Source organism: Bacillus sp. FSL K6-2944 (assembly GCF_038005385.1).
In the GTDB taxonomy this organism is placed as follows: Bacteria; Bacillota; Bacilli; order Bacillales; family Bacillaceae_G; genus Bacillus_A; species Bacillus_A cereus.
Genome location: NZ_JBBOTE010000002.1, coordinates 997,105 through 1,020,626, shown reverse-complemented (window position 1 = coordinate 1,020,626; position 23,522 = coordinate 997,105). Strand labels below are relative to the sequence as shown.

Genomic DNA, 23,522 nt, shown 5'->3' with positions numbered 1-23,522 from the left:
TATGCTTTTCCTATAAAACTATTCTTCTGAAACATCTAATAAATAAATACCTCTTTCAAATCCACCGCGCTCTATCTCTTTTTGCTTACGAAGGCGTTCCACATCTTCAATCGATGCACCTTCTGCACGTGCTAATGAAATGATAACCTCTAGCGCATCTGCAAGAGAATCTAGTGCATGTTCGCGTTCTTTCATAGAAGCAAATTCACGAATTTCTTCCGTTCCAATTTTCGCTAAAGCTTGTATGTAGGCTTGACCTGTTAATTTTTGTGCTGTATATGTTTTTCCAGACATTAAAATCTTCTCTGGAACACGATCTCTGACTAACTTGTTATATGCTGACATCATTCATCCTCCTATATTTAATAACATCCGAGCTCTGCTTTATAGAAAAACCATTTTTTCTTCACGCATGCACTTAACATATCAATTCCTGATCCATGTGCTCTTACATGTGGAAAGAAATAGTGCTCTAAGTCTTTGTCCTTACCATATAGAGTTTGATACTCATCTGGAATCGCTTCTTTTTTCACATCTTTTTCTTTCGTCACCCCGTCAGAAAATGCAACACTTGGATGTCCCTCAAAAAATAACGCAGTCCGAACTGCCAAAGATGGTGTACTATGCAAAGCAGAATATGTAAGCAAAATAATAGTGATAACACCAATCATTCTCTTCATGTATTACTCCTAAAAAAAGTGCTAACACAATTATACTAAAATGTGTTAGCACTTTCTCCCCTTTATCCCGAATTAACGAGCTAATAATCAGTGAGGAATGGACAAACTTTATTCCCCTTTAAATGCTGGTAAACGTTTCTCTAAAAACGCAGCAATACCTTCTTTATGATCCGCTGTTTGTCTCATTGCATATTGACCACGCTTTTCTAATTGCAATGTTTGCTCTAAATTAGAGCGATTTACTTCACATAAAATTTGCTTCGTTTGAATCATTGCTTTAATCGGTTTTTGTGACCATTCATTAATCTTCTGCTTCACAGCCGTTTGGAAATCTTCGCCGATTACTTCATCAATTAAGTCGATATCAAGCGCTTCTGTCGCTGATAATTTCTTACCTTCCCAAATAATTTGCTTCGTCATATTTTCACCGACACGCTTTTGAAGGAAGAAATGACCGCCTCCATCTGGAATTAAAGCGATTCCAATAAAGTTCATTGCAATAACAGATGATATATCCGCCATTACATAATCAGCTGTTAACGCAATACTTAACCCAAGACCTGCAGTCGGTCCATGAATTGCACTAATAACAAGCTTTGGCATCGTATATAATGTCACGACAACTTCAGAAATGGTATTCATAATGCCATCAAACTTACTTTCATCATTACTTGAAAGCATCGATTTAATATCCCCACCCGCAGAAAAACCACGGCCGTTCCCGCATAACACAACGATATGCGCAGAACTTTCCGCTACTTCTTTCAACTTTTGTAATAACTCTTTTAAGGTCGGCTCATCCAACGCATTTAACACCTCTGGGCGATTGACCATAACCGTTGCAACGTGGCCTTCATATTTCACAACGACAGATTCTGTTTTACTTGTTATTTCCATTATATATACCCCTCTTTTCTCCATAAAGATTATACTTATATAATTATAGAAAACCACTGAAAAATCCTTCTTTTTTCTCAATTTTCTGTCTAATAATCTCGCAATTTGTACATATACCGTATAAAACATACAATTCCGTTGAAAAATATAGAAATTAAAGTCGGTTTATCCATGCTTTTCATCTATTTACCATTACAATGAAATGGTGTATTCTTAAGTTTGATAAAAAAACAAATATTGAAATTCATTCGCCTTACTATGTAAAAAAGGCTTTATACCCATCTTTTGGGTGTTGTAATAAAGGAATGAAGAACTGGAGGAACATATGGTTAATAAGTTGAAACAAACGGATAACTACTTCCCACATTTCCTATTGCTATTCATTGTGTTTCAACCAATTTTAGATTTATTAACATCTTTTTCAATCTATATACTACACATGAGCGCAACAGTTGGAGTTGTAGTCCGTTTCGCCTTTATGCTTCTTGCATTAGGATACCTACTTCTTCATCACAAACAACAAGATGCGAAAAAGTACATCCTCTATTTATGTTTACTCGGAATCGCACTCGCAATCGGTCTTGTAAATAATATGATGGTTAAATCTCCAATTTCATTTGGAGAAGAAGTTAAATTTATCTTAAAGAGCGTATATCCAATTGTGCTACTGTTTGGATATATTATCGCCTTTAAAGAGCTAAAAAATAAAGAATATGTATTTCATAAAATCATTACATATTTCTTATATGCAACTTTAATTTTAAGCATCACAATGATTGTCGCAATGCAAACTGGAACGGATTTCCCAAGCTATCCTCATTCAAAAATCGGTTCAAGAGGTTGGTTCTTCGCTGGAAATGATTTAAGTTCTCTTTTCGCCATTATGTTCCCAATCATTGTCTTATATTCAATTCATAAAACAACTTCTTTCTCGAAAATATATTACTGGATTCCAACAATACTTGCGATGTATGCAAGTATTATGGTCGGAACGAAAGTCGGATATGGCGCAATTGTTATTACATTAGGCGTAGCACTTTTCTTCTCATTCCTTGAGTACATGATAAATCGTAAAAAAGAAGGAAAAGGATTCACACATATTGTAAATACCGTTGTTGCCGCTGTTATACTAGGAGGTTTAATTGTTCTTACACCGCATACTCCTATCGCAAAAAATATGGGCATTCACATGCAAATATACGAATACAAAAAATCAGTACAAGAAGAGAAAGATCGAAAAGAAGGAAAAGTAATTAAAGAAGATCCAGAAGATGCAAAAAAACATGCAAAAGGTGAACTTACAGATTCTGAAGTAAAAAGTTTAATTTACAGCGATCGCGACAAATTCTTAAAAACATACAAACAGTACTATAAAGACGCACCGCTTTCACAAAAACTATTCGGAATGGGTTACGCTGGTAACTACACAGATAAAATTAAATTAATTGAAATGGACTTCCATGACCTATTTTTCGCATTTGGAATTATCGGTTTCCTTATTTACTTAATACCACTTCTATACTTTGGTATTACATTATTCATCCGCATGATCACAAACTTTAAGAAAATCATGACTGTAAAGTATATGCTATTAGCGAGCACACTCATTCTATCACTTGGCATTGGCTTTATGTCTGGCCACGTATTAACAGCGCCAGCCGTTAGCATTTTCTTCGTTGTTATACTCGCCTATATCATTGTTGATTTTGAAATTGAATAAAAAGAAGGTGCTACGAAATATTAGTAGCACCTTCTTTTTTATTTAATTAATGTTTTACGTACTCTAAGCTTTCTTTTGCAATATACGCTTCTGTTACAGTAGGATTATCTGAAATAACTTTAACCCACGCTTTTCCATTTATTATTTCTTCACCAGTAACTGTGACAACTACATTTGTATTTAAACGATACAGTCGCTCATTTGATATACTAGGATTCTTTTTCACTTCCACGTTATTCATCACACGTGCAAGTTTGTACTTGTTGTATTCTTTTTTACCTAAATAAGAATCAAAACGGTTCATATGCCCCGCTACTTTTTTACCCCAGTTCGCATCAGATGCATATTTCGCATTTAAACCAGCAGCTTTATCACCTGTATATGTTGCTGTATAACGCCAATGTCCTGGATTTAAATATCCTTCATTCATGTATAATTTTGCTGCATGTTCAATACAATCTTCTTTTGAATTGAATGCTTCTCCGTTACCATATGGACTATCGTCTGTTGCTTTTAAACCAAATAAATTATTTTTGTCTTTTGCAAGAGCGCTTGTTCCATAATAACTTTCATGAATTGCTAATGAATATAAGAATAATGCATTTACATTATACTTGCTTTCTACTTCTTTAAATTTCTTTCCTAAACCAATTAATGGAGAGTCTGGCTTAATCGATTTCACATAACTATCTAGTTGTTCAGCTGTATAATCTGTTTTCGAACGTAATGATAAATAATTGAAATATTGATAGAAAGTTTCGTCTCCGAATGTCTTTCCATCTACACTATACATTTGCTGTCCTTGCTTCATGAAAGAAGGTGCCACACCATATCTAAATTCTGTATATCCAGGTGAACTTGTATTATATGTATAATATTTATGGTATAAATATCCATCTGATTTCACATAATAAGACGACTGTTTCATTTCATTGGTAGGAATTAAAGTGATTTCATTCTTCTTCACATAACCTGTCAAACCAGAAAGTTGAACTTTCACACGATCTTCGCCAACTTCTAACACTTTCAATTCTGTTCCATACTGAATATACGTATATACTGTTGCTAAATTCTCATCATAAATATTAATGATGTTTTGCCCAGTTATTCTTTTCGCACTTGCAAAACCATCTTTAATCCATAAAAATTCGTTCTCATATTTTACCGCATTCATACCTTTATTTTGAGCAGCCGTAACCGCTTCTTTATACGTATTATAGCGCTCTACTTCTTGCTCTGTTCCGTTTTCTCTTACATTTGTCACAACATATTTCTTAGTTTCTACAGGATTGGTATTTCCGTTTTTTTCAATCGTCTGAAGCATGCGATCCAACATAGCTGAAGCCATTCCTCTTGTAGCTGATAAATGTGGTCTAAATGTATTATCTTCTGGATACCCTTTAATAATTTGAGTAGCCACCATAACTTGCACATGCTCTTTATAGTTAATACTATCTTTATCAGTAAAGGTAAGCGGACTTACAGCTACTTTAATATTTTTATAGTCTAACGCTCGCTTTACCATGATCGACATTTCTTCACGTGTAATCACATCATTTGGTGAGAACGTCTCGTTCGTACGACCATTAATAATTTTCGCTCCATATGCTCTACTTACACCATCATATAAACCGTAAGTCTTCGGCACATCCTCGAAATTCGAATCAGCTTTCGGTAAATTTAAAGCCCTTGCTATGAATGTAGCAAACTCTGCTCTTGTTACTAATTTATCAGGCGCATATACATTGTCTCCATACCCCATTAAAACTCCTTTAGTAATAAGTGAGCGCATATGCGTCTCAAACATATGTCCTGTAATATCATCATTTGCCGCATAACTTGAAATAGGAGTTAAAAGTAATGATCCCGTTAATGCCACTGCTGTTATACCTTTTGAAAAAGTCTTCAAGGTTATCCTCCTCGTAATCTACGAATTTATTATCACAAATTTGATTATATATAAGTCCTCTTTAAAAAATCGACATATCTGTACGTTGAATACGACTGAGGATTGCATCCGGATTTTTATCAATAGATTCTATAAATTGATAGATTGAATCCACTAAATGATTCATCGTTTCATGATAACAATTTGCTAATACATTTTCCTTCATTACCTTCCATACACGTTCAATCATATTTAAGTTCGGGGAATATGGAGGTAAAAACAGCAAAGTTAGACGGCGGTTATTTTCTCGTAAAAAGGATTTCAGTAATTTAGCATGATGATACCTTGCATTATCTAATACAAGCACGACGTGCTTATTTTTATATTCTTTTAACACATATGTTAAAAAGTGCTGAAACGTTTCAGCATTACAGCGTTCTGCTGTTGTACAGAGAAATTTACCAGTGATTGCATCAATTGTACCGAATAAAGATGTTGAAATACGCTTTCCTAATACTGCAATTTTCTTTTGCTTCCCCTTTGCAAACCATGTAGCATGAACGGTTTGACTATCTCTAAAGTGACATTCATCTTGATACAAGAGTACAGTATTTTCATCAATTAAGTTTTTTTTATCATATCTAATTGTTTTTGAAACTGTATTTGTTTTTCTTTATTCGCTTTTTTTAATACATAAGTAGCATTTGTATAGGAAAAATTCATCCGATGTAACATTTTACGGATGCCTTCACGTGACATACAAATCGTAAATTTCTCTTTGATGATGTATTGGATATTGCGTGTATTCCAGAAAGATTCTTGACCGAATTGCAACTCCACTGGAGTTGTATTTAAAATGAGTTGCTTCAATTCTTCCTGTTGTTGCTTAGTTAAATACGGCTTTTTACCTGGGATTTGTTTACGAGTAAGTAATCCTTCCAGTTCATGTTCTTTGAACTTTTTTACATAACTAGCAACGCTTTGACGATGCATACCAAGTATGGCCGCTACGTCTACCATTGTATATCCTTCCATTACCATTCGGACAGCTGTAATACGTCGTTGACGAGAAGCTTGTTTTTCTTTTTTCTCTAATTTTCGTAAATCTGATATTGTGAAAGGTTGTGATTTTTGTATTTTATATGACATAGCGTATTTTCTCCCCTTATGTTTTTTACAAACATTATCGGGTATCTCGAAGTGATTTATACATGATGATATTTTATAGTGGACTTATATATAATAATCACAATCATTTTAGCATAATAAATAGGAATTAAAATAAAACGTTTTTTAATTAGAATTTTCATTACATTCAAAACAAAATAAAAGACACTTTACTTTTTTAATAAAGTGCCTTTTTCCATATGATCAATGAGTTTCTTTGTTGCCTGTTTGCCTTGCAACCGAAGCTCATCTATTGTCAATTGTAACTCTTGCTGCACAGTTCCTTGTTGCATTAATTGCTTTTTCGCAATTTCATATAAATATTCAGCACTCCATTCGCCATCCACACTTCCTATAACTGGCTGATTCACTTGACTTAAAAACGAATCAATTTTCGGATCGTATGAAATCCCGACCATTGGAGTTTTGGCTACAGCAGAAAAAACTAGTGCATGAAGACGCATACCAATTAGTAATGAACATTGTGATAAAATGAATATTTTCTCTTCGATATCCATTTTATATGGAAGCATATACGTCTCTTCCCCCATTAAGTCTACTACTTCACGCGAAGCTTTTTGATCAAATGGCTCATGCATTGGAACAAATAGAATTTGGTATCCTTCTTGCTTTAATTTTTTTAATGCCGCAGCTAATTTTTTTATATAATCTTCTTTTGCATTCCAATAACGTACACTAACCGCAATTACTTTTCCATGTATCGAATGCTTTTGCAACCAATCCGATTGTTTTGTCCGTTTCCATGTTAAAACAGGGTCTGGAACAATTTCAATATCGTTTTTTATGCCAAGTTCTTTTAAATATAAAAACGAATCCTCATCTCGAACTGATACATAGGAAGCTTTTGACAAGTTCCATTTTACTAATAGACGATTATATCCTTTTGTAATTGGACCTATTCCTTGTGAATAAATATAATACGGCTTTTTTAATAATCGAGCGAGTCCCATAATACCCGTATAATATAGAATACTCTTCGTACTTGTCTGATCTTGAAGAAGGCTCCCGCCACCGCTAATAACTCCATCACTGTTTTTGATTGCATGATAAACAGCTTTTATATCCCAGCGATCTACCGATTCTACACCATACATTTCCTTTGTATATTTAGAATCATTTGATAGTACTACTAGTTCTATATCCGGGTTCTCTTTACTTAACGATTCAATAATTGATTGTAGAATCGCCTCGTCTCCAACATTATAAAAACCATAATATCCTGATAAGACTAAACGCACCCTAAATCTCCTCCAAAACTAGGTAACCGTTTATTTCATCTAACATAAACTAGTACCCATTCCTTACCTAAACACTTGATACCCTACATAGTTTCCTCTTTATCAGTTCATATGAATTATAATAAAAAATTAAATTTCTATATTTATCTTTTCAAAAATGGTATTTTGTTTATTGATATCCATTTTAATTTCAAAGCACATACACCATACAAAATGGTTGTAATACTTAATGCTATACCACTGAATAATAACGTCATAATTCTTGAAGATGTAATATTTATCACATTACATAGTTCATACAATCCTAGTCCCAAAATACATGCTATTGCTAGCACACCAAAAAAGCTTTTTAAATGAATAGAATAGGCAATATAGCTTCGAATATACAAATGATTTACAATACAAATCAATACGTAAGTAATGAATGTACTATACGCCGCTCCATCTATGCCAAACTTCTGCACGAACATTATGTTTAACACGACTTTCACACAACTCGCACCAATAACAATCCATGCAGCTTGTGCAGAACGGTTAATGCCCTGTAAAACACCTATTGATAATACCATAACCGCAGTAAAATACGAACTGCCAATCATAACTGTTAACATACTACTGCCTTTTACATCTGTGAACAATCCGACATTTAACGGTACTGTTAATGCCATCAACCATATTGTTAACGGTGCTGTCAAAACATGCGCTAGTCGATTTGTATTTTGAATTGTTATTTTCGCCAAATTTATATCTCTTTTGGCCAATGCGGAAGTTAAGAGTGGTATTAACGGAAATACAATTGCGCTTGCAAAAATAACAATTATTTGCGTGAATGCAAAACCGCGACTGTATATTCCAAATTGTTCTTGAATTTCTGTTGATGATCCTTGTAATACATGCGGTATTGTAAGCGAGTCTACTAAATTTAAAAGTGGCATTGATAAAGCTCCAATAGCGATTGGGATCGATACCCGCAATATCTTTTTGCCGTTTTCTCTTAAATCTCGGAGCGAATAGGAATTGCTTTTATTGTAGTATGGACTTCTATTATATTTTATACGCAAATATATAAGCGAACTAATGACTCCAAGAAAAGAGCCAACCATCGCACCACTAGTAATAACAGTATTACTCTTATCCCATGATACTAGTATGTAAGCAATTATTAACATAAAAAACACACGTACAAATTGCTCAATGACCTGTGATACCCCTGTTGGTTTCATATCACCGAAACCTTGAAAATACCCTCTATACACCGCCATGTATGGCGCAATGAGTAACGCTAATGAAGTAATAAGCAACGGCATTCTAGTTTCTTGTCCACCAAGCATATTTGCAATTTCAATAGAAAATAATACAATGACTAAACAGCCGAAAACGCCAAATGCTATCCCAATAATTGACGCTGATTTAAATAATTTCGCAATTTCCTTTTGCTTATTTTTTTCGTTCAACTCTGCAATTAGTTTCGAAATTGCAAGTGGAACTCCGGCTACCGATAATGTAAGAGCAATCATATATACAGGAAAAACAAGGCGGAAAATACCGAGCACTTCATCTCCTGCAATATTTTGTAATGGAATTTGAAAAAAACTACCCAGCAATTTCGACAAAAAAGTTGTAATGGTTAAAATTGCTGCTCCTTTTACAAATGTTTTATTCATATTTTTTCTCTTTTCTTTTATACATATACTCTCAAACATATTGTTTTAAACGATAGGAATTCACTTTATCCCATTGGTTATCATAACAAATTTATTATAGGTTGAATACTTGGTTTTTTTTTCAAAATAGAAAAGAGAACCCATTTAAGCCTGTCTCTTCACAATATTTTTTCTAATTCCTTCCATTATATATGTACACACTATAACCGTTTCTATTACTCAAAAGAGCCCTTCCTCTCTATCACTGCGATACATATTACTAAAAACATTATAAAAATATCCCACAACTCTACATTATAATTTATGTAAGATTGTGAGATATTCTAATTACCATCTAAACACTTAAAATTTTCAATTGCTCTTTCTGTTCATTGCTTGCCATTACTGCGATTGTTTTTTCAATACTCGGATGTACTTGCTCAAGCTTTACACTTGCTCCTACTTTATTTGATTGCTCAACAAAATTTAATAATGCCATAGCTCCTGATACATCCATATAACGCACATCTTTCATACGTAAAACAACCGGTGGCTTCACATCTTGTAAAGTAGAGAAAATACGATCTACTGATAGGAAAGAGAGCGGTCCTTGAATTGTGTACGTTTCTTCTTTTTCTTTTACGATAGAAGTTTTGCGTTCTTTACATTTCACCATATATATGATGAACGAAAGAATAATACCGAATGCAACAGCAATCATTAAATCGAACTTCACCGTTACAATCATCGTTACGAGCATAACAACGACATCACCTTTAGGAGCGACATGCATCTTTTTCATGCTTCCCCAATCGAACATTCCAATACCAGTTAAAATTAAAATACCTGATAATACAGCAAGTGGAATATATTGTACGACCGAACCAAGACCCATAATAAAAATAAATAAGATAACACTATGCATACATGCCGAAAGTGCCGTTTTACCGCCACTTCTTATATTCACGATAGACCTTACAGTCGCACCTGCACCTGCTAATCCGCCAAACAATCCGCTCATCATATTACCGATACCTTGTCCGACCAGTTCTTTATTACTTTTATGACGTGTACCTGTCACATTATCCATTACGACCGATGTTAACAACGAGTCAATCGATCCTAATAAAGCAATACTAAGCGCTGGCAAAATAAGTGCTGCTATTCCTGTTCCACTTAAAGATGGAATATGAAGCGTAGGCATCGCTTCTGGAATGGTTCCAATCTTTTCAATTACTTTATTTAGTGAAAGATTTCCGATAATCGGTAACTTTACTGTAAGTCCTTCGAGTAAGGAAGAAAATAAAGGAAGCAAAGCTGTCACACCGACTAGTGCTACTAAACTAGACGGAATCGCCTTAATCCATTTACCAGAAACAATCATTGCAATAATCGTTAACACAACAAGTAAAAAACTATTTTGTACGTGCTTTATTTCGCCTAAAATAATGATTAATGCAATACCATTCATAAATCCCGAAACGACAGGATACGGAATATATCGAACGTAAGAACCGAGCTTACATACACCGAATAAAATTTGAAATAACCCTGCCATCATAAAGGCAATAAAACTTGCCTCTAACCCGTGCGTCGCAATAACTCCTGTTGCAATAACGGTAATTGGTCCAGTTGGCCCTGTTACTTGCCCAGGTGTCCCGCCAAATAACGCTGCGAATAAACCTGCAAAAATCGCACCATACAATCCAACAAGCGCTCCCTCAGACGTTCCTGTCGCGGCAATACCAAATGCAATCGCAAGTGGTAACGCAACAATCGCAACAGTAAATCCTGCTAAACATTCCTTTGCTATTTTTTGAAACATAAAAAAACCACCTTTGTATAAAGTCCATGTTCCATTGTACACCTAAAAAGATACATTCGTTAGCTCACTTTTTACATTCTCGTGACGTAAACGTATTCAACGAAAAGTTTTCCCCTTATCTTTGGAAACAATTGCAACTATGCTATAATGAACAAATTAAATCTTTTACTATATACTTGGAGGCACTATGCTAACTTTTGAAGAAAAATTATCGATTATTGAATCTTTCCCAGAACTAGAAAGAAAGAACGTATCATTAAAACGTGTAAACTTCCACTTTGAAGAAAGTCGTTTAGATAAAAAGAACGTTGTATTTCATTTACACCCAAATGGAAATGGATTTGTATATGCAAGCGGTATTAAAGGTTATAAAACAGATGATAAAGGCATGGTTAACATCCGTGAGTTTTCAGCAGAGGAGTTACGTTCAGTAATTGAGAAATCAATTGACCTTCTATCACAAGAAGAAGTAGTAGCACCTGTAGAACCTGCGAAAGAAGAAGAATGGCAGAACGAAGATGGTCATATTCTTACTCTTATTTCAGAGGATGACATGTGGAACGTGTACGCTGGTGTAAACTTAGACGGTACATTCAACTCTTATCCAGAAGCTGCGGAATACCTTGATGAAGAAGGCTTTTCACGCAAATAAAAATAGAAACCTATTTCATTCAACGACTTTTATAGTAATCAAAGAAGACACTTAAGGTGTCTTTTTTTGTTATATAAACTCCTTTCTCACACTATCTCTATTAATTTTCATAAAATGATTCAGAGGAGGTTTATATGAATACAACTGCTAAATTAATAAATTGGAAAGAACATGACGATATGATTATTCTAGAATGTGAATTAAATGGAAAACGCTTCGAGATATCAACATATAAACAACGAATATATAATGCACACCTTTTATCAGCTGACGTTTATATTCGTTTAGACTCATCTGATAATATAATTGGAATAAATATTTATAAAAAGTAAGAAAAGCCCCCTATTCCTGAAGTGACCCCCGAAAGTTAGACAGGTCGTTTCATTAGGCAGCCTCTAGGGTATGAGCCCGGTATTGTACTGGGCTCATACCCTAGAGGCTGCCTTAATTCTTTTATGATTATAGTATTCTATATACTTTGCTAATTCTTGTTTGAAATGTGTTATACTTTCAAATTCTTTTCGATACAGAAATTCCGATTTCATGATACCGAAGAAATTTTCAATAACGGCATTGTCATAACAGTTTCCTTTGCGAGACATACTTTGAGTTATGCCACAATTCTTAAGAGAATGACGGTATTGTTTCATTTGATAGTGCCAACCTTGATCAGAGTGAATGAGTAGTTTATCCGGATCGGTTACACAATAAAGGGCTTGGTCCAACATCGTTGAAACAAGGGAATAGGTCGGTCTTGAACCAATTGTATATGTGATAATTTCACCATTAAATAAATCCAACATTGGTGATAGGTATAACTTCTCCCCAAATAACTTAAACTCCGTAATATCTGTAACCCACTTTTCATTTGGTTTTTCAGCTTGGAAGTTGCGATTTAAAATATTTGGCGCAATTTTCCCAACTGTCCCTTTGTAAGAGCGATATTTTTTCATACGAACCAGACATTTTAACCCTAATTCTTTCATAAGGCGATACACTTTTTTATGATTTACTTTGTGTCCACGATTCATAAGTTCATCACGAATACGACGATAACCATAACACCCATCGTGTTCATTATAAATAGCTTGAATCAGTTCTTTTACCTCCGCATTTGGATCAGGACGATTAAAACGTTTCATCCAGTAATAGTACGTACTACGTGGAATGTTTGCGAGTTGAAGTAACTCCTTGATAGGAAATTCATGCCTTAACTCGTAGGTTACTTGCGCTTTGTCTTGTTTGGTGATTTTTCTTTGTTTTGAACTAAGGCATTCAACTTTTTTAAATAGGCATTTTCCATACGTAAACGCTCATTTTCCGCTTGTAAGGCTTCGATTGATCCTTCATCTACTGGTTTTATTTTTTTATCTTTCATGGTTGGACGCCCCTTTTTCTTTGATTGTAGGGCATCCAATCCTCCTGTTTCATAAGCTATTTTCCATTTCCGAAGTGTTTCATAAGACGGTATATTGAAAAGTGCCGCTGTTTCTCTGATAGATGTCCCGTGTTCATTCATATAATAAAGTACATCTAGTTTATACTGGGCTGGGTAGAATGTATAGCACTTTTCAAAGGCCTTTTCACCTGAAGACTCATATCGTCTAATCCACTCACGAAGTACACTAGGGTTAACTCCTATAGATTTAGCAATTGTTTTTCCACTTTCTGTACCATCTAAATATCGTTTCACCGCTTGGATTTTTTCTTTTGAAGAAAATTTAGCCATAAAAAATGCACCTCCAATTGTTAGGCTGTGTCTAACAATTGGGGTGCACTTCACCATAGGCGGGCTTTATCTTTATTACACAACATCAGAGTATACTCTCTTTTTTTCATACAGTTTATGTAATTATACATATTCATCAAAAAATACACTGAATGAATATTACATATAGTAAAATATAACTTGTGGGCACGTTCTATAAAGCAGATTCTTTTAAAAGGCGTAACATATCAATTATTATAGGGGATGTGGCGTCACTTCGATATTGATCTCAAATCTCTTGTCTTTTGTGAACTAACAATCTAGTGTATATAGACGATTCTGCTTTATAGTGTGTGTTTACACTCATAACAAAGGGGTAATGGTAATACGGATAGATTCCGATTCGTATGAAATGAAATGGTTCAAGTCGGAGAAAGGCACCTTAGGGTGTCTTTTCTTTTTGTATTACATCCACTTTGTGTTTCCACCTTATTTCAAATGCGCTAATTAACCTTCACCAAGAAAAAATGAGAATTAACAAAGATATTGTTTCTTCTGTTTAATACAGAAAAATGCAGGATACCCCATAGATATGGGGCATCCTGCATTTTCTATTTTTTCGCACCTTTCAACGACTCCCTCAGTACAAACTTCTGCAACTTCCCGCTCGCATTACGAGGGAGTTCATCTACAAATAAATAATGACGCGGACGTTTATAATCTGCTAGTTCATCACTTTCTTTGCAATACGTTTCTAAATCAGCTTCTGTTATTGTTTCATCTTTCTTCACAATAACTGCCACAACACGCTCTCCCCATAATTCATCTGGCTCACCAAGTACCGCCACATCTAATATACCTGGATGACTATGAAGGAAATCTTCAATTTCACGAGGATAAATATTTACGCCACCGCTAATTACCATATCATCAACGCGATCAGCAACGAATAAATAACCGTCTTTATCAAAATAGCCTAGATCACCAGAATGATACCATCCTTTATACATCGATTTTTTATTCGCTTCTTCACGATTATGATAGCCAGCCATCATAGTTGGGCCGCGTAAAATAATTTCTCCCACTTCATAAGGAGGTAATACATCATCTGGTTCTGCCGGTGCATCCTCGTTCGGTTTCACAATACGAACTTCATGGCTAAAACATGGCGTGCCTGCTGAACCAGCTTTGGTAATTTGATCCTCCTCTACGAGAAATGCAACAACTGGCCCCATTTCTGTCATTCCGTATATTTGAACAAGATCAATATAAAGACGTTCTTTACATTCCTTCACTAACGCCGGTGCCATTGCTGCTCCGCCATATATACCGATTTTCATTGACGTTAAATCATACTGAGCTAAATCTTTTTGCAACAACATATTCCACATCGTCGGCGCTGCAAAGAACGTCGTAATCTTTTCTTCTTGAATCGTATGTAATACTGTTTCTGTATCAAAATGATGCAAAATAACATTCTTTCCGCCAACTTGAATGCGTGGTATGATTCCGGCATTTAATTCACCACAGTGATATAAAGGTGCAACAACAAGCCCAACGCTATCTCTATTATATTTTAGGAAATACGTACAAATCATACTATGCTCAGCCATTTCACGATGGCGGTGTAACACGCCTTTCGGATGACCTGTCGTACCGCTCGTATACAGCATAGAACAATAATCCATTTCATCAATTTCGATATTTACTTTCTCAGAAGATGCTTCATTCACTTTTTCATGGTAGGAACTTGCATAGGAAGGTTTATCGTTTTCTATAGACCAAAAAGATGTATTTGGAAAATCTCTTTCAATTATAGCAACAGTTGACTCAACTGCTTTTTCAAAGACAACGACTTTCGAGGATGCGTCCTGAAGAATATAAGATACTTCTTTTGCTTTTAAGCGGAAATTAATCGGGTTAAAGATCGCTCCAATTTTCGCACAGGCTAAGTAAACGTTTACAAATTCATGGCAATTATATAAGTAAACAGATACCGTATCTCCCTTTCTTACCCCTTCTTCTAATAGAGCGTGCGCTGTTTTATTTATTTGTTCATCCCACTGTTTATACGTCCAGCGAATATTTTTTTCAGGTTCCACTAACGCCTCTTTATTTGGATACTTACCAACTGATAAATCAAAAATTCTCCCTATCGTCATATACATGCCAACAATTTCCCCCTTTTCTCTTTCATAAATCTATCATTTCGTCCATAAGTAGACATTGTCCTCTAATGATTTGACTAATTTTTCTGATTATTATCGACATAGTTTTACATACGATACCGCTAGACAGTAAATGAAATTATATCGGAGATTTTCCAGATATATGGACCGTAACTTGAAATATATCAACCACAACTCAATTTATATCAGCGATTTTTCGAATATATCGACTTACCGACAAAAACTGATAAGATATAATCGGACCGCCCGTTACTGCAGGATAAAAAAGAGGTTGTTCCGAGTCGGAACAACCTCTTTCTTCTTATGCAAATAGCTCTTCTAAAATTTTCAGTTTATCTTCTGTATATTTCACAAAGCCATCGTTATATGATTTTGGATCTTTCGGATTCGCAAAGTGCGTAATTGCTCCCGTCTTCGGGTGAACAAATTTACTTGATGCACCACAACCAAGTCCGATAATTGATTGTACTTCTTCCATAATGACAATGTTGTAAATACTTTCTTGCGTCGGCATTGCATAACCAACGTTCTCTAAGTTACCTAAAATATTCTTTTGACGATATAGGTAATATGGTACGTAATTATGCTTTTGCGTCCACTCTTCTGCTTCATGCATCATCGCTGTAATTTCTTCGCGACCTGCTACTTTATATTTACGTTTGTTTTGCGTCATTTCAGAAGCACGTTTAAATGATAACGTATGAACTGTTAATGATTCTGGCATTAACTTTTCTGTTTCATCTAACGTATGCTTGAAGATATCTAACCCTTCACCAGGAAGACCAATAATTAAGTCCATATTAATATTGTTCATTCCCATTTCACGAGCTAAATGGTATTTCTCAATTGTTTCTTCTACAGTATGATGACGTCCAATTGCTTTTAGTGTCTCTTGATGGTATGACTGCGGATTAATACTAATACGGTCAATATTCCATTTATTTAACACTTCTAGCTTTGCTGGCGTAATTGTATCTGGGCGACCTGCCTCAACTGTTACTTCACGCACATTTTTCACATCTGGGAACGCTTCATACATTTCTTCATACAGCATATCCATCTCTTCTGCTGTAATACTTGTAGGTGTACCGCCGCCGTAATAAATCGTCGTAACTTTTACACCTTTTTCTTTTAAAAACTTACCAATTTCACGAACTTCATAATGTAAACCACCTAAGAACGAATCAACAGATCCTTGGCGTCCATTAATTGCATAAGCCGGGAATGTACAATATGCACATTTCGTTGGGCAGAACGGAATACCGATATAAATACTTACTTCTTCTTTCAAACGGTATAAATCCGGAACAACTGCTAATTGGCAATCAACAATGCGCTGAAGAAGTTCAATTTTCTCTTCATGAATTAAATAACTTTCACGAAGTTCTTGATGCGCTTCTTCTTTTGACATACCATTTTGAAGCATTTTGTGAAGAAGTTTCGTCGGACGTACTCCCGTTAAAATACCCCAGCTTTGTTCAATACCAGTTAACTGCTGAAGAACAGAAAGATATACATAAGAAACAACGTGTTTCACTTGCTTCATACGCTCTTTTTCATCTGTAAAAGCAGATAAATCTTTTGCGAATGTTTCTTCATACACATTTCCAGTCGCAACATCTGTTAAACGAGCAGATGCTTTCACATTCTCTTCAATGTGTATATCAACGATAAGATTTGCTTCCTCTTGTTCAAATCCAATCGTACTCTCTTCAAAAAATAAGCCGCCAATATTTTGTAGCGGACGTAAAAAACGATCATCTTGTAACGTTTTAATTGAAATTAACAACATTATCACCTTTTCATTTGCAAACTCTCTTTAGTTTACTTGAAGGGCGTTTGCAGGTCAATACAGAAGGTTTTACCTGTTTCTCTTACATTTTTTCAAATAATTCTTTTTATGAATATTGCTCATGTATATAGACATCATGATTTTCTCTTGTTAAAATTTATTAGTGTTAAAATCGATACATAGTGAAAATACAATATAAAAAGGAGGACTGTTAACACTAGATTCCACAATCTAATGTGTTAAAAACAAATATGAAAAAGAAATTTTATAGTGTATTAACTCTCTCTCTTGCATTACAAACTGTTCTTGCACCTACTTATTCATTTGCAGAGAGTGCTGAAAAATCCGCCGAAGTATATACGGAGGATCAAGTTTTTAAAAGTATTAAGGAGCATGTTAATGAGCATAGTACTCATGAAGAAGATATCGAGGTTACTGGCCAATTCCTACTATACACTTCAAAAAAACATTCATTATATACCGCGAATGATTTAAAAAACAAATCGAATATCGAGATTACAGAACAAGTCGTAACGGCGACAAAGAAAAAAGGAAATGCTTACTACATAACGACGCCAACTGGCGCTGGATGGATAGATAACAATGATAATAGCTTAGAAGTTCAAGAGATTCATAAACTATCTAACCAAAAATTAATCGTAAAAGAAGAAGCTTCCATACATGCACTTCCGTTCCAATCGTTTAAAGAAGAAGGGAAACTAGAGCCACAAGTCATTACTCCTACTGAACAAGCTGGAAATTGGTTTAAAGTCCAAATAAACGAAACAGCAAAATGGATTTATGCACCTTCTGCTACATTTGAAGGTACAAAAGCTTCATTATTAAAAAACAGTCGTACTGCTAAAAACAGTTTATTGAGATCGCCAGAAGCTCTACAAACAAACAATATTTATGGCGTTACATTTAAAGAAATGATTGTCCCAAAAGGAAATGACGATATTCGACCTGGCTACCCGATGGTGCCTAAATATATTACGATTCACGAAACGGCTAATACAGCGAAAGGTGCTAATGCTCTAAATCATGCAAAATTCTTAGATAATCAAGCACGCGGAACAGCTGATCGCGCCGCATCTTGGCATTTCACAGTAGATGATAAAGAAATTTATCAACATCTTCCGGTAAATGAAGTTGGATGGCATGCTGGAAATAAAACTGGAAACTATGAATCTATCGGAATTGAAATTGCCGTTAATCAAGATGGAAACTATGAAAAAGCGGTAGAAAATGCCCGTAAATTGGCAGCTTATTTAATGAACGACTTAAATATTTCTCTAGATAAGGTCCAAAAACACCAATTTTGGTCAGGAAAAAACTGCCCTGCGTTTATGATTCAACGCGGACAATGGGATGCTTTCTTAAAAGGAACTGAAACATACTATAAAGAAAATCAAAAAAATCCAGTAACTGATGACATTACAGGTGGCTGGTATGAACAAGACATTCGTCAATTAGCAGCTAGAGGCATTATGCAAGGAGAAGGAAACGGCAAGTACTTCCCAGAACGTCTTGTAACGCGTGCTGAATTTGCTACATTAATTACTCGTGCTTTACAATTACCAAGTGGAAATGCTAATTTCACAGACTTAGAACAAGTACACCCATCGTTACGAGACGGTATTAATCGTGCAGCAAGCGCAGGCATAATCCGCGGACGTGGTGATAATACATTTGACCCAAATACTACAATTACACGCGAAGAAGCTGTTATTATGATCGATCGTTCTCTAAAACACGCTGGTATTTTTGCAAAACAAGTTGAACTACCATTCGTAGACCAAAACTTAATTTACGCTAAAGAAGAAGTACAAAGAGTGTATGGATATGGAATTGTAAAAGGTAATGAATTGAATCAATTCGTACCAAAAGGACCATCACAACGTGCTCACGCAGCTGCATTTATAAACAGAATGCTTAGCGTAATTGAAGCTTAAAATATTTATCTGTATTAATTTAAAAGGCATCAGAGATTGTATATCTCTGATGCCTTTTATACATCCGTTAACTATTTTTAGCCATGAATCTTAAACGTATTCCTAGTAACAGAAGCATAAAACCGATGAATGGAACGTAATTCGTATTGTGTCCTGTAGCTGGGAGTTGTTGATTATTAGAAGAACCTTGTCCTTGTTCTGGTAAATTAGGTTTTTCTACTCCCTCACCTGGCTTTTCTGTTCCTTCACCTGGCTTCTCTGTTCCTTCACCCGGCTTTTCTGTTCCTTCACCCGGCTTTCCTGTTCCTTCACCTGGGTTTCCTGTTCCTTCACCTGGTTTTCCTGTTCCTTCACCTGGGTTTCCTGTTCCTTCACCTGGTTTTCCTGTTCCTTCACCTGGTTTTTCCGGATCTTTATCTGTATCTTTTTTATTTGTAATTTGAAGCTTTACAACTTCAATTTTTTCATTAGAAATCGTAAATTTCATTTCCTTATCGGATAAAGTATATCCTTCTGGCGCTTGGATTTCTTTTAAAGTGTAATCTCCTGGTTCTAACTTCTTAGAAGTCGCTTTACCGCTCTTATTTGTTGTTAATGTGTCGATTTTTATTCCGTCTTTCCAAATTTCAAACACTGCGCCTGCTAATGTTTTATTTGTATTATTAGCATCTACCTTTGTAATTTCTAATTGACCTGTAATTTCTTCTTTTACTTTTTCATTCATAACTTCTTGTTTTACTACTTCGTTCGCTACAACATTTACTTCTACTGTTACTTCTAACGCCTTATAACCTTCCGGCGCTTTCGTTTCTTCTAACGTATACCTTCCTGGCACTAAGCTTTCGAATTTCACAACGCCGTCTTTATTCGTTGTTTTCGCTTCTCCAACTACTTGACCAGCTTCGTTCTTTAATTTAAATTCCGCACCTGCTAGAACTTTTCCACTCTCTGCATCCTTTTTGATTACTTGTAAGCTTCCTAGTTCTTTTGCGTTTTCTATTTGTACTTCTACTACTTTGTCTGCTTCCACAACGACTTCAATTTCTTCTTTTAACAACTTATATCCTTGTGGTGCTTTCGTTTCTTTTAATTTGTATGTTCCTGGCTCTAATTTCTGAGAAATTACTTTACCAGTTTTATCTGTTCGTAACGTATCTACTTTTTTACCATCCTTATACACTTCGAATTCTGCATCTGATAATACTTTCGTTTTATCTTGAGCATCTACTTTTACGATTTCGAATTGCCCAAGGCTCTTACCGTTCGTTACTTTTACATCAATAACTTTTTCACCGTCAACTGTTACATGAATTATTTGTTTTGTTAACTCATAACCTTCTGGTGCTTTTGTTTCTTCTAACGTATATTCACCTGGCACAAGTCCGTCTACCTTAACCGTTCCAGACTTATCTGTTGTAATTCCTTCTTTTACAACATTTCCTTTCGCATCTTTCAATGTAAATTCTGCGCCTGCTAAGCGTTTCGTTTGATCTTTATCATCCATTTTAATAATTTGTAGAGAACCTAAGATTTTTTCGTTTTCTGCCTCTACTTTTACTACTTCTTTCTCGTTTTGAATTGTTACTTTCCATTCTTTATTTGAAAGCTTGTAGCCCGCTGGTGCTTTCGTTTCTTTCACTGTGTATTCACCTAGCGGTAATTTCGGTGACATCACTTTTCCACTCTCATCTGTTTTCAGTTCCGCTACCTTTTTACCATCTTTATACACTTCGAATTCTGCACCTGATAACAATTTCGTTTTATCATTCGCATCTACTTTCACAATTTCGAATTGACCTGTTACTTTTTCATTCGTAACTTCTTGATTTACTACTTCGTTCGCTACAACGTTTACTTCTACTATCACTTCTAGCGCTTTATAACCTTCCGGCGCTTTCGTTTCCTCTAACGTGTACTTTCCTGGCACTAAGTTTTCGAATTTCACAACACCGTCTTTATTCGTTGTTTTCGCTTCTCCAACTACTTGACCAGCTTCATTTTTCAATTTAAATTCTGCACCTGCTAGAACTTTTCCACTCTCTGCATCCTTTTTGGTTACTTGTAAGCTTCCTAGTTCTTTTGCGTTTTCTACTTGTACTTCTACTACTTTGTTTGCTTCCACAACGACTTCAATTTCTTCTTTTAGCAATTTATATCCTTGTGGTGCTTTCGTTTCTTTTAATGTGTACTTTCCTGGTTCTAATTTCTGAGAAACTACTTTACCAGTTTTATCTGTTCGTAACGTATCTACTTTTTTACCCTCTTTATACACTTCGAATTCTGCATCTGATAATACCTTCGTTTTATCTTCCGCATCTACTTTCACAATTTCAAATTGACCTGTTACTTTTTCGGGAATCTTTTTATTCACCACATCTACAGTCAATACTTTATTAGCCTCTACATCAACAGAAACTGAACTAGATGATAATTCATACCCTTTCGGTGCTTCTACTTCTTTTAATGTATAGCTTCCAACTGGAAGTCGTTTCGATAAGGCTTCACCTTTATCATCTGTAACAATTGTTTCCACAACTTTCCCATCTTTATCGATAACATCAAATTTTGCACCTGGCAGAAGTTGACCGGATTCACTATCTTTTTTCAATAATTTAAATTGGCCATTCTCTACTTTTTTCGTATTCTTCATAACAAGTTCAATTACGTTTGTATTATCAATTGTTACTTTGACTGGTGTATCAACTTTTATATATCCTTCTGGTGCATTTATTTCTTTTACAAAATAGTCACCAAGTGGTAAATCTTTAACTTCCGCAATACCCTTTTCGTTTGTTGTAACAGTAGCCACAACGTTATTATCTTTGTCTACAACATCAAATTTTGCGTCTTTTAAAACAATATTTTCATCGTTTTCATCAACTTTTTTAATTTGTAAATGTCCTTTTTCAGCTGCTGGTTTATTCCATTTTGGCCAGTTAAATTTAAAGTTATGAACCTCAAAACCATCTCTTTGGTGTAATCCTCCAACATAGGCTTGTCCATTAATAGAACCACCTTTTGTTTCTACAACTGCATTAGGTGCAAACACACTACCTACTACACCATAACCTTTAGTTGTTATCTTTGTAGCATTAGGAAATACCCAAATTACCTTACTAGCTAACTCAGTAAAAGATGAATTAGGGTCGTATGCTTGAGATGTATTAATTAAATCCGTCGCCATCCCAGTATTTCTTGTATCATACAAAATTGCACCGCCACCAAAACTCACTTCTTCTGCATCTGAATAAATAACAATAAAGTCTTTATTCTCTACATTCGGAAGAAAAACGTCTTTTACATCAAATGCTTTCTTTCCCGTTTGGCCTGAAGAGACATAAATATTAGGGTTATTTACATCTTCACCGATTCCAAAACTCATATTAGGTTTTGGCTTATCAGTGTGTAGTTTACTTGCATCCCCAATTACACCATCAACGTCTTTTCTAAATTCTTTAAACTTAGCATCAATCTCCGCTTGCTCTTTATAAGAGATACGGTCATATGATGTTTTCATCGCGCCATCTGGGTCACCGTCTTTTGTCATCGCCACTGTTCCATCTTGAATAATTACCTGTCCTGCTCCCGCTTTCGTAAATTGACCGCCTAGTAATAATGATGGATATCCTTCATCTACCCAAGTTGCTCCAGCTAAGTTATTTGCTCCAGTTGCAGCCGCTACGACTGTATAACTTGATGCTTTCATATTTTTCTGAACAGCCATCGCACCTTCAATATCAGCACTCGTTGCACTATGATCTCCAAAAATGATGGCGTTGTAATAAGATACATCACCTAAACCTTTTAACTCTGTTGTAGCTGCCTCTGCTTTAAATGGTAAATGGATTAAAAAATTCATACATATTAGTAATACAACTATTAAACTACTACTTAACTTTTTAATTTTTTGATTAAATGATTTCCTCAAGAAATTCATTCCCCCTTTTAAACTTCCTAAAATCACAAAAAGAAGTACATTTCATATGTACCAGGTCTTACTCACATTAACTTAAAATAATCCATTTAAATACAACAAAGGAACGCTACAACTACTTAATAAAATTACTACAATTCATTTTTGAAATAATACGTGAACTAAACTGTCATGCGGAAATACTTTTACGTATGGGAGCCCAATAAAATTAAT

At 35.1% G+C, this 23,522-nt stretch carries 16 protein-coding genes and 1 pseudogene; 4 read left to right on the top strand and 13 right to left on the bottom strand.

What is annotated here, in order from left to right:
* Nucleotides 1–18 precede the first annotated feature (18 nt).
* The 3 genes from MHH55_RS26290 to MHH55_RS26280 form a co-directional block, all read right to left on the bottom strand.
* Nucleotides 19–345, bottom strand: coding sequence for a nucleoside triphosphate pyrophosphohydrolase (locus MHH55_RS26290; RefSeq protein WP_001277350.1), 327 nt, complete (start codon nt 343–345; stop codon nt 19–21).
* Nucleotides 346–362: 17 nt separating this feature from the next.
* The gene (locus tag MHH55_RS26285) at nt 363–680 is read right to left on the bottom strand and encodes a hypothetical protein (protein WP_074554177.1); all 318 of its coding nucleotides are present in this window, start codon (nt 678–680) and stop codon (nt 363–365) included.
* A 108-nt stretch (nt 681–788) separates the two neighbouring features.
* Entirely contained in the window at nt 789–1,601 is an 813-nt protein-coding gene (locus tag MHH55_RS26280; protein ID WP_130055419.1) for an enoyl-CoA hydratase, read from the bottom strand.
* Between the two features lie 301 nt (nt 1,602–1,902).
* On the opposite strand from MHH55_RS26280, the gene MHH55_RS26275 reads away from it, so the two are divergent.
* A complete protein-coding gene (locus tag MHH55_RS26275) occupies nt 1,903–3,297 on the top strand; it encodes an O-antigen ligase family protein (RefSeq protein WP_074554181.1) in 1,395 nt (464 codons plus the stop codon).
* 46 nt (nt 3,298–3,343) lie between these two features.
* On the opposite strand, the gene MHH55_RS26270 is transcribed toward MHH55_RS26275, so the two are convergent.
* From MHH55_RS26270 to MHH55_RS26245, 6 genes are all read right to left on the bottom strand, one after another.
* On the bottom strand, nt 3,344–5,206 hold the full coding sequence (locus MHH55_RS26270) for an S-layer homology domain-containing protein (RefSeq protein ID WP_000847498.1): 1,863 nt from the start codon (nt 5,204–5,206) through the stop codon (nt 3,344–3,346).
* 61 nt (nt 5,207–5,267) lie between these two features.
* Nucleotides 5,268–5,786: an IS630 family transposase gene (locus MHH55_RS26265; RefSeq protein WP_078188212.1), complete on the bottom strand. Its 519-nt coding sequence runs from the start codon at nt 5,784–5,786 to the stop codon at nt 5,268–5,270.
* A gap of 20 nt (nt 5,787–5,806) precedes the next feature.
* Nucleotides 5,807–6,334, bottom strand: coding sequence for a helix-turn-helix domain-containing protein (locus MHH55_RS26260; protein WP_078188213.1), 528 nt, complete (start codon nt 6,332–6,334; stop codon nt 5,807–5,809).
* Between the two features lie 188 nt (nt 6,335–6,522).
* Nucleotides 6,523–7,611: a polysaccharide pyruvyl transferase CsaB gene (csaB, locus tag MHH55_RS26255; RefSeq protein WP_001241593.1), complete on the bottom strand. Its 1,089-nt coding sequence runs from the start codon at nt 7,609–7,611 to the stop codon at nt 6,523–6,525.
* Between the two features lie 143 nt (nt 7,612–7,754).
* Nucleotides 7,755–9,275 carry a putative polysaccharide biosynthesis protein gene (locus MHH55_RS26250; protein WP_001043999.1) on the bottom strand — a complete coding sequence of 507 codons (1,521 nt, stop codon included), beginning with the start codon at nt 9,273–9,275 and terminating at the stop codon, nt 7,755–7,757.
* 334 nt (nt 9,276–9,609) lie between these two features.
* A complete protein-coding gene (locus MHH55_RS26245) occupies nt 9,610–11,079 on the bottom strand; it encodes a SulP family inorganic anion transporter (RefSeq protein WP_078187958.1) in 1,470 nt (489 codons plus the stop codon).
* 187 nt (nt 11,080–11,266) lie between these two features.
* Here MHH55_RS26245 and MHH55_RS26240 point away from each other — a divergent pair, with 187 nt between their 5' ends.
* Together MHH55_RS26240 and MHH55_RS26235 are read left to right on the top strand one after the other, a co-directional pair.
* On the top strand, nt 11,267–11,731 hold the full coding sequence (locus MHH55_RS26240) for a hypothetical protein (protein ID WP_000954998.1): 465 nt from the start codon (nt 11,267–11,269) through the stop codon (nt 11,729–11,731).
* A gap of 134 nt (nt 11,732–11,865) precedes the next feature.
* The gene (locus tag MHH55_RS26235) at nt 11,866–12,063 is read left to right on the top strand and encodes a hypothetical protein (RefSeq protein WP_078187957.1); all 198 of its coding nucleotides are present in this window, start codon (nt 11,866–11,868) and stop codon (nt 12,061–12,063) included.
* Between the two features lie 52 nt (nt 12,064–12,115).
* Here MHH55_RS26235 and MHH55_RS26230 read toward each other — a convergent pair.
* The 3 genes and pseudogenes from MHH55_RS26230 to MHH55_RS26220 all read right to left on the bottom strand — a co-directional run bounded on the left by MHH55_RS26230 (nt 12,116) and on the right by MHH55_RS26220 (nt 17,420).
* Nucleotides 12,116–13,460, bottom strand: a pseudogene (locus tag MHH55_RS26230) (IS3-like element ISBth10 family transposase).
* 590 nt (nt 13,461–14,050) lie between these two features.
* A complete protein-coding gene (locus MHH55_RS26225; protein ID WP_000281991.1) occupies nt 14,051–15,607 on the bottom strand; it encodes a fatty acid--CoA ligase in 1,557 nt (518 codons plus the stop codon).
* Between the two features lie 322 nt (nt 15,608–15,929).
* On the bottom strand, nt 15,930–17,420 hold the full coding sequence (locus MHH55_RS26220; RefSeq protein ID WP_002025370.1) for a coproporphyrinogen III oxidase: 1,491 nt from the start codon (nt 17,418–17,420) through the stop codon (nt 15,930–15,932).
* 251 nt (nt 17,421–17,671) lie between these two features.
* Between MHH55_RS26220 and MHH55_RS26215 the strand changes: the two genes are divergently transcribed.
* Complete coding sequence (locus tag MHH55_RS26215) at nt 17,672–19,375, top strand: S-layer homology domain-containing protein (RefSeq protein WP_033666542.1); 1,704 nt, start codon at nt 17,672–17,674, stop codon at nt 19,373–19,375.
* A gap of 67 nt (nt 19,376–19,442) precedes the next feature.
* Here MHH55_RS26215 and MHH55_RS26210 read toward each other — a convergent pair whose 3' ends face one another.
* Entirely contained in the window at nt 19,443–23,303 is a 3,861-nt protein-coding gene (locus MHH55_RS26210; RefSeq protein ID WP_340881666.1) for an MSCRAMM family protein, read from the bottom strand.
* Between the last annotated feature and the right edge of the window lie 219 nt (nt 23,304–23,522).